Annotated in this window: 10 protein-coding genes; all 10 read left to right on the forward strand. The window is 43.2% G+C overall.

Annotation, left to right across the window (positions count from 1 at the left end; genetic code table 11):
- Positions 1–38: 38 nt before the first annotated feature.
- The 10 genes from BLS59_RS09915 (at position 39) to BLS59_RS09955 (ending at position 13,737) form a co-directional block, all read left to right on the forward strand.
- On the forward strand, positions 39–1,550 hold the full coding sequence (locus BLS59_RS09915; protein ID WP_091148489.1) for an alpha-amylase family protein: 1,512 nt from the start codon (positions 39–41) through the stop codon (positions 1,548–1,550).
- Between the two features lie 133 nt (positions 1,551–1,683).
- A complete protein-coding gene (locus BLS59_RS09920; RefSeq protein ID WP_091148491.1) occupies positions 1,684–3,642 on the forward strand; it encodes a glycoside hydrolase family 97 protein in 1,959 nt (652 codons plus the stop codon).
- A 285-nt stretch (positions 3,643–3,927) separates the two neighbouring features.
- Positions 3,928–4,866, forward strand: coding sequence for a glycoside hydrolase family 43 protein (locus tag BLS59_RS09925; RefSeq protein ID WP_091148494.1), 939 nt, complete (start codon positions 3,928–3,930; stop codon positions 4,864–4,866).
- 215 nt (positions 4,867–5,081) lie between these two features.
- The gene (locus BLS59_RS32470; protein WP_262492942.1) at positions 5,082–5,210 is read left to right on the forward strand and encodes an SDR family NAD(P)-dependent oxidoreductase; all 129 of its coding nucleotides are present in this window, start codon (positions 5,082–5,084) and stop codon (positions 5,208–5,210) included.
- A 17-nt stretch (positions 5,211–5,227) separates the two neighbouring features.
- A complete protein-coding gene (locus BLS59_RS09930; protein WP_262492943.1) occupies positions 5,228–5,899 on the forward strand; it encodes an SDR family NAD(P)-dependent oxidoreductase in 672 nt (223 codons plus the stop codon).
- A gap of 75 nt (positions 5,900–5,974) precedes the next feature.
- Complete coding sequence (locus BLS59_RS09935) at positions 5,975–6,868, forward strand: helix-turn-helix domain-containing protein (protein ID WP_091148497.1); 894 nt, start codon at positions 5,975–5,977, stop codon at positions 6,866–6,868.
- 291 nt (positions 6,869–7,159) lie between these two features.
- On the forward strand, positions 7,160–7,741 hold the full coding sequence (locus BLS59_RS09940) for an RNA polymerase sigma factor (protein ID WP_091148499.1): 582 nt from the start codon (positions 7,160–7,162) through the stop codon (positions 7,739–7,741).
- A gap of 65 nt (positions 7,742–7,806) precedes the next feature.
- Positions 7,807–8,799 (forward strand): FecR family protein, encoded by a 993-nt coding sequence (locus BLS59_RS09945; RefSeq protein WP_091148798.1) that lies wholly within the window; start codon positions 7,807–7,809, stop codon positions 8,797–8,799.
- A 240-nt stretch (positions 8,800–9,039) separates the two neighbouring features.
- Entirely contained in the window at positions 9,040–12,270 is a 3,231-nt protein-coding gene (locus BLS59_RS09950; RefSeq protein ID WP_240315206.1) for a TonB-dependent receptor, read from the forward strand.
- Positions 12,271–12,288: 18 nt separating this feature from the next.
- A complete protein-coding gene (locus BLS59_RS09955; RefSeq protein WP_091148504.1) occupies positions 12,289–13,737 on the forward strand; it encodes a RagB/SusD family nutrient uptake outer membrane protein in 1,449 nt (482 codons plus the stop codon).

The raw sequence follows: 13,737 nt of genomic DNA on the forward strand, positions 1-13,737 counted from the left end.
TTACCGCGAAATATTAACTATTGGTAAAAAATATATTCATGAAAAGTAAACTGTTATTACCCGGTATTTTCAGCCTTTTAGCATTAGCAGGCTATAGTCAAAACAAACAGCCTTCACTAATACCTGCACAACCTTCGCAGGCACCTGATTATTTTTGTACCTGGAATGTGCAAGGCTATGCAACGAGTTATAAACCGGTTGAGATAATGAGGCAGGCAATGATCGAAAAAAACGTTTTCGGCCACAATGCTTACGAAGGTTGGGCGGCTATGTTTTCCAAATTACACAAGGATCTTTACCTGGTATTGGACGATGATTGGGAAACGCCGCTCAACGGCGACAAAAGCTATTACGGTAGTCTGGTTGTTGATGATGAAAGATTCCCGTCTGTAAGTGGTTTATCTCCCGGGCAAAAACTAACAGCATTATCCAATAAAACAAAAAGCCTGGGTTGGAAAGGCCTGGGCCTTTGGATTTGCGCGCAGGAGGCCCCCAAATATAAAAACAGTGATAGTGTGGCTTACTGGACCGAGCGTTTTAACTGGATGAAAAACGCGGGCGTCAGCTATTGGAAGGTAGACTGGGGAAACGATTCGGAAAATGCGGCCTGGCGTGCCTGGCTTACAAAGTTAGGCAGGCAGGTTGCCCCCAAACTTATTATTGAACAGGCCATGACCCCATCGGTGCTGTCATCAGCTGCGGTTTACCGTACTTACGATGTGGAAAATGTTATTGCCATACCGCATACGATTAACCGGATTGGTAAATTGCTTACGGCTTTACCTAAAGGTGAGGCAGTGAGCGTAATTAATTGTGAGGATGAGCCTTATATCGCTGCGGGAACCGGCAGCGCCATAGGTATAATGCGACATGAATTTAAAGGCAATTTGCCTGATGGTACTCAGGATTATGTGTTTCCACCAGTGGGAAGAGATCTTAAAAACCGGCTTGATGAAGTAACCCGTTGCGTGATGTGGCACAGGATAGCTTTACCTTTTGGTATTAATAAAACAAACGTTTATGTTGACACTGCTTTACTTCATGATAACTGGTTAATGAAAAAAGGAGAATCATGGATGAGCAATCATGGAGAGGGTTTTAATAACACGTTTCAGGCGCCGGCTGTTATTACCCGCGGCCTGGAAAAGCCAACGGTTACCTTAAAAAAAGGCGACACCATAAAGCCTTATATCCTGGCATCCCGATATCCTAACGGCGCTATCGCTATTGCTTCCATTGGGCGCACCATTGGCCGGGAGTATCTTATGCCCCGTGCAGATGTGGTATTGAAAGTGGAGCGGTCAGATAAACCTTTCGGGATTTTTGGGCATTACAATAACCTAACCATTCAGGTTAATAAACTCATGCCTTATTCAAGTATATACGCCCAGGATCTGGCAGGCACTACACCTGTAAATATAACGAAACAGGTTATACGTAAAGGCAATAAGTTTATCATACCGGGTGAGGTTATCGATAAAATAGGGCTGGCTGCTGCTTCAAAAAATGACAAGTCTGAACCGGGATTGGTTTTAAGCTTTAAACGATGATATAACTTGCCTTATTTAGGGATAATACGGCGGCAGCATTCTTTATTTACTTTTAATAGCAGATTTCTTAAACTTTTACCCAATTTTAAAGCAAAATTTAAAACCCTGATCACACAAATTATTTAACCCAAAAATGAATTTTTTTAACAAAATAGCCGGTTGCCTTATCCTGTTAGGCATATCTGCCCAAATTAATGCACAAACTAAACCCATTGAACTGGCATCACCCAATGGCGAACTAAAGGTATCTATCAGCCTTAGTGATAAAATTTATTACTCGGTAACCGGTGGTAGCCAGGAACTATTGACCAAAAATCATTTGGGGCTGATCTTAAATGACGGTACCCTTGGTGCAAGCCCTAAACTGGTTTCGGCCAAAAAAACTAAAGGCGAAGAAATTATTAAGCCTTATGTATCATTGAAATTTTCGACTGTTAAAAGTAATTATAATGATTTACTGCTGACTTTTAAAGGAAATTACGCAGTAGAGTTTCGCGCTTTTGACGATGGGATTGCTTACCGCTTTATCACCAATAAAAAAGGAGATATTGAAGTACTGAACGAGGACTTCTCGATCAATTTCCCAACCGGTTACCTGCTGCATTTACAGCAAAACGATAGCTTTAAAACATCGTACGAAGAAGCTTATCAGCACATTGAATCTACTGACTGGAAAGCAAATGATAAAATGGCCGACCTGCCCGCTTTAATAGATACTAAAAAAGACTATAAGATACTGATCAGCGAATCTGATCTGTCTGATTATCCGGGCATGTTCTTAAAGGGTACCGGCAGCGGTGCCGAGGCTACATTCCCCAAAGCGCCGCTTGAATTTGGATTTGATGGCGACCGTAGTCAGAAGATATTGAAGTCGGCAGATTATATCGCCAAAACCAAGGGAACCCGCAATTTTCCCTGGCGCTATTTTGTGATCACTAAAGACGACCGCCAGCTGATGGCCAACACCATGACATTGAAACTGGCATCGAAAAGCGTAATCGCCGATCCGTCATGGATTAAACCCGGGCAAGCCAGCTGGGAATGGTGGAACGATGCTACTCCTTACGGGCCCGATGTTAATTTCGTATCGGGCTATAACCTGGATACTTATAAATACTATATAGATTTTGCTTCGAAATATGGTATCAAATACATTGTTATGGACGAAGGTTGGGCTAATAGTACAACCGACCCATACACACCAAATCCTAAGGTTGATGTGAAAGAGCTGATCCGGTATGGTAAAACTAAAAACGTGGATATTATTTTGTGGTTAACCTGGCTAACGGTGCACAACAACATGGATCTGTTTAAAACCTTCCAGGAGTGGGGCATAAAGGGCGTTAAGATTGATTTTATGGACCGTAGCGACCAATGGATGGTAAACTATTACGAGGATGTAGTTAAAGAAGCTGCCAAGCACCAGATATTTGTTGATTTTCATGGCGCCTTTAAACCGTCGGGACTGGAGTATAAATATCCAAACCTGATATCATACGAGGGTGTACGCGGCTTGGAGCAAATGAATGGCTGTAGCCCTGATAACAGCATCTACCTGCCATTTATGCGTAACGCCGTTGGTCCCATGGATTTTACGCCAGGTGCTATGATCAATATGCAGCCGGATGTTAACCAGGCTACACGCCCCAATGCATCTGCAAACGGTACTCGTGTAAACCAACTGGCTATGTATGTGGTGTTTGAAAGCGGTGTGCAAATGTTGTGCGATAATCCTACTCTTTACTATCGTAATGCCGATTGTACCGAATTTATCAGCAGCGTACCTACTACCTGGGACGAAACAAAACCCCTGGCAGCAACCGTAGGTGAACTGGCCGTTACCGCCAAACGTAAAGGTGGTAAATGGTTTATTGGAGGCATCACCAATGGTAAAGAAAAAACCAGGACTGTAGAGCTTAACTTTGATTTTTTAGAAAAAGGCAAAACCTATACCATGACGTATTTTGAAGACGGTATAAATGCCGGCAAACAAGCTATGGATTACCGTAAAAAAACAATGCAGGTGAAAGCCGGCGATAGACTTAATATTAAAATGGTGCGGAACGGTGGCTGGGCGGCTGTTCTTAACTAAGGTTAGCAGATAACCTCACTATTTGAAGATTGTATGCGCCACGTTAGGTGACTGCACCTTGTGGCCTTGAATCATCCTTGAACCACTTAAGCGCGAACGAAGGGTTAGCCTTTTGTTTACCCTAAGAAGTGATGAGGAAAATAAAAATGTAAGATAAGCGGACGACTTCAAACCAGGTTAATACAGTATGCAATACAAAATAGAGGAGGGGGCTTTTTATCCGGTGCATGCCGCTAAGGAGGGGGCACTCCTGTACATTTGTATTAGAATTTCAACAATAATCAAATGAAAAAGCTCTTGCTTATCTTTATATTAACCGGCTTAATAAATGCCGGTTACGCGCAGGCCGGAAGGGACACCATTAAACTGGCCGATCCGACCATATTTTATGAAAACCATGTGTACTATCTTTACGGCACAGGTAACCCGGACGGCTTCGGGGTTTATACCTCGGACGATATGCAACACTGGAAGCTGCATGACAAGCCTGCTTTGTTAAAAGGTAGCAGCTACGGCCGCCAGGGCTTTTGGGCACCGCAGGTATTTAAGCATCATAGCAGCTATTATATGGCCTATACCGCCGACGAGCATATTGCGATAGCCAGCAGCGACAGTCCGCTCGGACCTTTTGTACAGCATATACATCACCCTGTTTCTGAGCCTGGGAAGCAGATCGATCCGTTTATTTTTAGGGATACGGATGGTAAGTTCTATCTTTATCATGTGCGGTTGGGCAGGGGTAACCGTATCTATGTGGCCCGGCTGAAAGATGACCTCAGCGATATCGATAGTACCACACTTACCGAATGCATCCATGCGGAACAGGGATGGGAAAATACAGCATCTTCTGACTGGCCAGTATCGGAAGGGCCAACTGTAACCAAGATTGGCGGCCTGTATTATTTGTTTTATTCCGCCAATGATTTCCGTAATATTGATTACGCGGTGGGCTACGCAACTGCCACGAGCCCTTATGGTCCATGGACCAAGTACACGGGAAATCCAATACTCAGCAGGAAAAATACTGGGCAAAACGGTAGCGGTCACGGCGATGTCTTCGCTACCGCGAATGGAGCATGGTATTATGTTTTTCACACACATAGTTCCTCAAGTATCGTCGGTAAGCGCAAGACTGCTGTTGTCAAACTCTCTATTTCCGGAAAGAACCCGGCGGTAATCTCGGTTATATCCGGGACTTTCCGTTATCTTGAAACAGGACCCTGATCAAAAATACCAGGTGTAGCACAAAAAGTAGTTTTTATAAGTAGTGATACAACCGCTTTTAGCCAGCTCTTGGTATAAGAGCCGCCACGTAATTGACTTCATTTTGCTGAAATAGAACGGGGCATCGTTAAAATGTGTTAATCATTCCGTGTTTTGGACAAATCTGCGTTGCATCTGGCCGATACCTTTGTTCTCAATATTTAACAAAGAAACAGATGTCAAAAATAATTTTAATCACCGGCGCCTCACGCGGCTTCGGTAAGATCTGGGCTAAGGCCCTTTTAGAACGCGGCGATAAAGTTGCTGCAACCGCCAGGAATACAAAAGATTTAGATGACCCGTAGCCGCTTATGGTGATGCCGTGTTCCCCGTACAATTGGATGTGAATGACCGCGAGGCTTGTTTTGCAGCAGTAAACAAAGTAAAGGCACACTTTGGCCGTATTGATACGCTCATTAATAACGCCGGCTTTGGCTTATTTGGCGCAATTGAGGAAACCACTGAGCAACAAGCCCGTGCGCAAATGGAAACAAACTTTTTTGGCGTACTTTGGGTAACACAAGCTATTTTACCAATCATGCGTGAACAAAAGAGCGGCCACATTATCCAGGTATCCAGCTTCCTGGGTTTGGTAACATTGCCGGTTTTAGGTTTGTACAACGCCTCGAAATATGCCGTGAACGGTTTGAGTGAAACATTAGCAAGCGAAGTAAAAGGATTTGGCATCAAAGTAAGCCTGATTGAGCCTAATGGTTTCTCAACAGACTGGGCCGGTGCATCTGCATTCCAAACAGAACCTAATGAATTATATACACCAATAAAAGAAGCATTTTTTGCGGCCGCTACGCCAGATAGCTGGGGTAAACCCGAGGCAACTTCACCTGCCGTTTTAGCGCTGATTGATAGTGAAAACCCGCCCTTACACTTCTTGTTGGGCAAAATAGCTTATCCGGGCGTTAAGCAGGTGTATTCAGATCGTTTGGCCGAATTTGAAACCTGGAAGGATGTGTCTGCTGGAGCTCACGGTCATTAATACATCATTTAAAAAATTGAACCACAAGCTACGCAAAGAAATTTCGTAGCTTGTGGTTCATTAGCATTTACGGAAATGAAACATTATAAAAGCTTAGCAGAATTGCATAAAGGGAACGGCTTTCCGCCGCCCGAAAATCCGCTGTTCAGCATCTATCAGTGCAATGGCGGTCTTTGCTCAATAGGTGACCGGGAATTTACCAGCGATTTTTATATGATCGGCTTTAAAAAGATTATTTCAGGGCACATTCTATATGGCCGTACCAAATACGACCACGAGCGGGGTTCTATGACCTTCTTCAAGCCACGGCAGGTAATTGAAATGAGGAACCTGGCGATGGAGGAAGACGGTTTCCTGATCTTTATCCATGAGGATTTCCTGAACGGACATAGCCTGCATGATGAAATTAAGAAATATCATTACTTTGATTACGAGATAAATGAAGCCTTGCACCTTTCTCCAAGTGAAGAAAAGACCATCTGGGATCTCTACCATAAAATCGAAACCGAATATCAGAATAACCAGGATGAATACAGCCGAGAACTGATCCTGGCTAATGTAGATACCTTGTTAAAATACAGTCAGCGCTTTTACAAAAGGCAATTTCTCAACCGTACAGCACTCTCCGGCAAAACAGTTACAAAATTTAATCAGGAGATAGACCGTTATGTAGCCAGCGGCGCGCTTGCCACCAAAGGCTTACCGTCTGTTCATGATATGGCTGCCCGCCTGAATATATCTGCCGGCTATTTGAGCGATGTACTCAAACAGGAAAGCGGCAAAACCGCGCTGGAACATATCCACATCTATTTGATGTCCGAAGCCAAGAACCGGCTCCGAAGCGAAGATAAATCTGTTTCAGAGATCGCTTATGGTTTAGGCTTTGACAACCTTTCCTATTTTTCACGGTTGTTTAAAAAGGAAGTAGGCATCAGCCCTAATCTATTTAAGAAGCAGCTGCTTAACTAAATATACCGAAAGCCTGCTTTATAAGTTTTTTTTGTTTGCCTATCGTAAAAAATGTAACAAGCATCTGAACAAATCTACTCAAACGCGTGCACTCCGTATTCCTAATGGCTGGTTTTCAACCAAGAATTTGTCTATTCGTTCTTTTTTAGCTTACCAACAATTGATAGTGGAATACAATAAAACCTTGATCACGCTCATATCATCACCGTTTTTACACAAAAATCATTAAATTGTGCATCAATATCAACGAAAAGGATTGAAATAAAATAAAATCTACTAAATTTGTAGACTATGCGGATTGATCAGGATAGGGAGCTCGAATTAATCAGGAAACTCAAGGAGCAGGATGAGCAGGCTTTCTCGCATTTATATAATTTATATGTGAAAAGGATATATGCGTTTGTCTTAAGTATCCTGAAATCTCCTGTATTAACCGAAGATGTTGTTCAGGACACTTTTGTAAAATTGTGGGAATCCACGGCGTTCTTACAAACCGACCGATCTTTACTCCCCTTTCTTTTTACCATAGCCAGAAACACCTCATTGAATATGATTCGCCGTGCTTCGCGCGAAACCTGGATCACGGATGAAATAGCTATGTATAGTATTGATCTGGCTGAGGATGCGCATCAATATACACAGCGTAAACAAACATCAGGTTTTATCATCGATGCCATAAACCAGTTACCACCCCAGCGTAAACTGATATATGATATGTGCCGCAATGATGGTTATTCATATAAACAGGCTGCCGAAAAATTAGGCATCAGCAGTAGTACCGTAAATAGCCAGATGGTAAAGGCAATCAAGTTTATCAAAGCTTACATGATCCGTCATGGTGCACTGTTTTTGCTTTTATTAATAAAAAAATAAATTTATTTTAATGTAAAGTAAATGTTCTGTTCTTGTTAAGTGTAATGCTTAAAACAAGAAAGAATTTGGACGCATCCGTTAAACAGCTTTTCTTAAACTTCATATCCAATCAATGCACTAACGAAGAAAAGGTGCAGGTTCTGGCGTATATAAATGCCGGTAGCTATGCGGATGAGTGGGAAGCTGCCATGAAAGAAACAGAATATTTAAAGGTAACAGTTACAAACCACACTTTTGACCAGGCCGCGCTATATAAAAAAATAAGGCTACAGGCAGGTATTGTAAAAAATAACAGCAGGCCATTAAAATGGCTGGCTGTCGCCGCCACATCACTGCTACTATGCGGTATAAGCTTCTATATGTTAAAACCCGCAGTAAGAATCGGCCAGCCCCTGGCGGTCAAAACCAATACCGTAAAACCCCCACAGCAAAGCGGCCGCAAGTGGATCAAATTACCAGATGGCACCTCAGTACAGCTTAATAATAACAGTCATTTAGACTATCCCGATAGTTTTGCAGGTAAAACTACCCGTGAGGTAACCCTAAGCGGTGAAGCCTATTTTGACGTAAAGCACGATGCCGCTCATCCTTTCATTATTCATACCGGAAAAATAACGACTACTGTTTTAGGCACCGCTTTCGATATATCTGCCTATAAAGCAAATGCTAAGGTAACCGTAACAGTAAGCCGCGGAAGGGTTCTGGTGCAGGAAGCTGATAGAACGCTGGCGATATTAACACGCAACCAGCAATTGCGATGGACACCCGACCTAAGCGTCCCAAGCAAACAGGAAATAGATGCCAGCACCGTAACCACATGGAAAGATAATGATCTGATCATGGATGATATTACCCTGGCCGAAGCCGCCGGCATGGTGGCCAAACGTTATGGTGTGAACATATTATTTAAAAACGACAAGGTTAAAGCTTGCCGGTTCACGGCGGCTTTCCTGAATAGGAACGGGATAGGGCAGGTGCTGAGCGTATTAAGTGATATCACCGGCGCTAAACTTGAACTTAAAAACGGTGTGGTAATTATTGACGGACCGGGTTGCTGATAAAAGATACACACGTAGTTAGTTAACAATCAAAACCCCTAAATATGATTAAATAAAAAAAACACTATTACAAATGACATAAAAAAGTAAACCCCGGCGGTAACCAGGGCTTACTAAACGGTCTTAAATTTATTTCTCAAACAACGTAAAACCAATGCAATGTATTACAATTCTACGCTTTATGCAAGTAGGTTATGGCCTGCTTATGCCCCATTTATTTTAAAAAGAGTTAGTTTTTTTATGAAAGTTAATGCGATCATATGGATAAGCCTGCTGTTTGCTGTGAGCAGTATAAATGCCTCAACGGTAAGGGCCCAAACATTATCGGAGGTTAAAGTATCCTTTGGTTTGTCGCAGGCCGACCTCCAAACAGCTTTCACAAAAATTGAAAGTCAATCCGACTTTAGGTTTGCTTTCCGTAAAAGCGAAATCAGTTCAGCAAAAAACATCAGCCTTAGTCCGCAAACACGCAGCGTACAGGAGGTGCTTGATGCGTTATTGCAAGGTACAGGCCTCGCTTACAAACAAACCAATAACAGTATTATTATTTTTAAGAACGACCAGCAAAAAACTGAAAAGGAGGCCGGCATTGAACCGGTAAGCGGTACCGTGCGGGATGAAAGTGGCGAACCGCTGCCGGGAGTTTCTATCAAGGTAAAAGGAAAATCAACAGGCACAATTACCGATCTGAATGGCGCGTTTACTATTCAGGCATCGCAAAATGATGTGCTGGTATTTAGTTTTATCGGCTTTACCACCATTGAAAAAGCAGTAAATGGCACACAGGCGATAGACGTTACTATGAAGACAGGTGTAGGTACACTTGATGCTGTAGTAATCATTGGATATGGTACTACAACTAAAAGAAACAACACAGGTTCTGTTTCCTCTTTAACTGCTAAGGATATAGGATCACAGCCGGTTACAGATCCTTTGGCTGCATTACAGGGTAGGGTAGCCGGTTTGGATATTTCGTCAGTAACGGGATACCCAGGTTCTGGCTATAATGTTCATCTGCGCGGGCAGAACTCTATTTCCGGCGGGAATGACCCCTTATATATTGTTGATGGTGTGCCCTTTATATCTACCAGCCTGAGCCAGTTTGATGGAGCCAATGGTAGCCAGAGCCCTTTAAGCAGCATTAATCCTGGTGATATAGAACGGATAGACATATTAAAAGATGCCGACGCTACAGCCATTTATGGTTCACGTGGTGCCAATGGTGTTATATTAATTACTACCAAACAAGGTAAGGCTGGCAAGCCCGAGTTTAATTTTGATGTATACAGCGGGATATCTAAAGTTAACCATATGGTAGATATGCTTAACACTACGGATTACCTGGCTTTACGTAAAGAGGCTTTTGCCAACGACCAGGTAACACCAACGGTAGATAATGCGCCTGATTTGTTATCATGGGACCCAACACTCAATCAAAACTGGCAAAAAAAGCTGTTAGGAAGATCGGCCAATTTAACCCAGGTTTCGGCTTCAATAAGAGGTGGTAACGAGCAAACTAATTTTCTGATCAGCGGAACCTTACGAAATGAAAAGATCGTTCTTCCCGGCGACCTGGGTTATAAAAGAGGCGCGTTAAATTTATCACTCAATCACCAATCTGTTGATGGCAAGTTCAAAATAAACGCGTCCGTAAAATATACATCCGACCAAAATAACACCATTGCTACCGATATAGCGCAGTATTACAACTTACCGCCAAACTATCCTGTTTATGATGCCAATGGCGACTATTACTGGTATGGTAACCAGCAAAATCCATTGGCTTTTCTGTCGCGCAGCAGCGATTCACAAACGCATACGTTGTTTGGGAATACGGCCATCAGTTATATGATCCTACCTGGTTTAAACATTAAAACTACTGCCGGTTTTACACAAATGGGCATTAAACAAACGCAAACCTATCCACAACCCAGCTTTAACCCTGCTACCTATTCCGGCAGTCAGGCTTATTATGGCAATAATGATCTGAGTTCGTATATCGTAGAGCCTCAGCTGGACTATACACGTAAAATTGGCAAGGGTACATTCAACGCACTTGTAGGTGGTACCTGGCAGCAAAGCGTAACTACCGGACAATCCCTTATTGGTAGTGGTTACGCAAGCGACGAGCAGTTGGAAGATGTACTTGCTGCCACATCAGTAACAGCCAGAACTTACAATTATGTAAAATACAGGTATACTTCCATATTCGGAAGGGTAACTTATAACTGGGACGAAAAGTATATTGTAAATGGAACTTTCCGTAGGGATGGTTCTTCGAGATTTGGCCCCAACAAGCGCTTTGGTAATTTTGGTGCCGTTGGCGCGGCCTGGTTATTCAGCAACGAATCTTTCATTAAGAACACCCTCGGCTTTTTAAGTTTTGGGAAGTTAAGAGGAAGCTTTGGCGTGGTGGGTAATGATCAGATTGGTGATTACCAATACCTGGATAGCTGGTCGCCGGCAAGTTTTCCTTACGGCGGATCAGGTACTTTATATCCAAGCCGTTTTCCAAACCCCAATTACAGCTGGGAAGTGAACAGGAAAATAGAAGGTGGTTTAGATCTTGGTTTCCTGAACGACAGGATATTACTCACCGTGAATTACTACCGTAACCGTTCGGATAATCAGTTGGTAGGCTACACATTGTCCTCACAGTCGGGCTTTACCAGCTACACTGCTAATTTGCCTGCACTGGTTCAAAACACCGGCTGGGAATTTGAGTTGAATACCACCAACGTTCAACAAAAAAACTTCAACTGGAATACTTCATTTAACATGACTTTTGCGCGTACAAAGTTGCTGGCCTATCCTGATCTGGCTAATTCGGCGGATGCAGAGAAATACGTGATCGGTCAGCCATTGAACATTGTACGGGGCTATGATTTTACAGGCCTGAACCCGCAAACCGGCGTGCCGCAATTTAAGGATCTTAATAATAACGGTGTAATTGATGATCCCGATCTGGTTACGCTGGGCAGCACTACCCCTAACTTTTATGGTGGTATTCAAAATAGTTTTACTTATAACAGCTTTAGCTTCAACTTCTTCTTCCAGTTTGTGAAACAAAAAGGCCCGGGACTTAATTACGGCTACTTGTCCTATCCTAATGGTATATTACAAAACTCGGAGGCAGGTGTTTTAAACCGATGGAAACAACCGGGTGATCCAAGTAACATTCCCGGAGCTACGGCAACAGCAGGAACAGATACTTATACGGCTTACCAGGATGGTTACCGTTTGTCGAGTGCTAACTGGGTCGATGCATCTTTCATCCGTTTAAAAAACGTATCGTTAAAGTACAATTTTGCTAACCTGGTTAAAAGTCTTAAACTAAAAAACCTGTCGGTTTATGTACAGGGCCAAAACCTGTTCACCATAACCAAATATAAAGGGTTCGACCCTGAAACAAAAGGATCTGCATTGCCTCCTTTAAGTGTATATACAGCTGGTTTACAGGCTACATTTTAACCTCCAAAAATTAAAACAATGAAAGCATTATATTATATCATAGGAGTTGTGCTGTTAAGCTCAACGGTATCCTGCAATAAGTATGTAGATATAGAAAATCCTAAAGATCAGCTGGTTAGTTCAAGTGTTTTTGTGAGCGATGCCACCGCTACTGCCGCAATGGTGGGTGTTTACAGCGATATGAACGCGTATAACTACCAGTTTGCCAACGTGCTCACCACATTTATGGGTGCCATGAGCGCCGATGAGTTTGCTTACGCTGCAACGTTCGCAAGTTTTGATGAGTTTAAAAACAATGCGATATCACCCGATAATACTTATGTGGGCATATTATGGTCGCAGCCTTACGATTTTATATATCGTTCAAACGCCATCATCAAAGGTGTTACGGCATCAACTACTTTATCGGCCGCCACTAAAAATCAACTCCTGGGCGAAGCACATTTTGTACGTGCGTTTTGTCACTTTTACCTTACCAATATGTTTGGTGATGTACCGCTGATCCTGACTGCTGATGTACCATCGAACAGCAATTTAAAAAGAACTCCTAAGGCCGATGTTTATGCCGCTGTGATAGCCGATTTGGTTGAAGCTAAAAAGTTATTGATAAACGCTTATCCTGGTAATCAGGAACGGACCCGTCCTAATAAAACAGCGGCTACGCTTTTGCTGGCCAGAGCTTATTTATATACCGGAAATAATGGGCAGGCCGAAACAGAGGCTACTGAAGTTATCAATAACGCAGATTACAGCCTGCTGAAAAACCCGGATCAGACTAATGCGGCCAGCATGAGCAAAGCTTTTCTGAAAAATAGCAGCGAAGCCGTTTGGCAACTGCAGGTGGTTAATACCTTAGGTGGCCGCAACACCTGGGAAGGTAATCTGATGGTGCCCGCGTCTACCCCGTATTACCGGTTAACTACGGGTCCAAATGGGTTAGCCAATGCCTTTGAGGCCGGCGACAGGCGCTATGCCAACTGGGTTGGTAGTTATACTAATACCGCCACTCCGCCGGTTACTTATTATTATCCGTTTAAGTACAAAGTGAGGGTAGGCGCAAGCGGTGCGGCGGCTACCGAATACTCCATGGTGCTGCGCTTTGCGGAAGCTTACCTTATCCGCGGAGAGGCCCGGATACAGCAATCCAAGTTAAGCGATGGTAAAGACGATCTGAATGTGATCCGTGATCGTGCCGGTTTGACTGCATTAAGTACACCCGCATCCATCGCAGTTGGTATGACAATGGTTGAGCAAGAACGCCGGGTAGAGCTTTTTGCAGAATGGGGACACCGCTGGTTCGACTTAAAACGCTGGAAAAGCGTTACAGGTGCCGGCGATAAAAGCCGTGCTGATGATGTACTGCCTTTAATCAAAACTAACTGGAAATCTACAGCAGCGTTGTTCCCTATTCCAACAGAGGCCATGCGTACCAATCCCAATATGGTTCAAAATCCAGGTTATAATTAA

Source organism: Mucilaginibacter pineti (assembly GCF_900101875.1).
In the GTDB taxonomy this organism is placed as follows: domain Bacteria; phylum Bacteroidota; class Bacteroidia; order Sphingobacteriales; family Sphingobacteriaceae; genus Mucilaginibacter; species Mucilaginibacter pineti.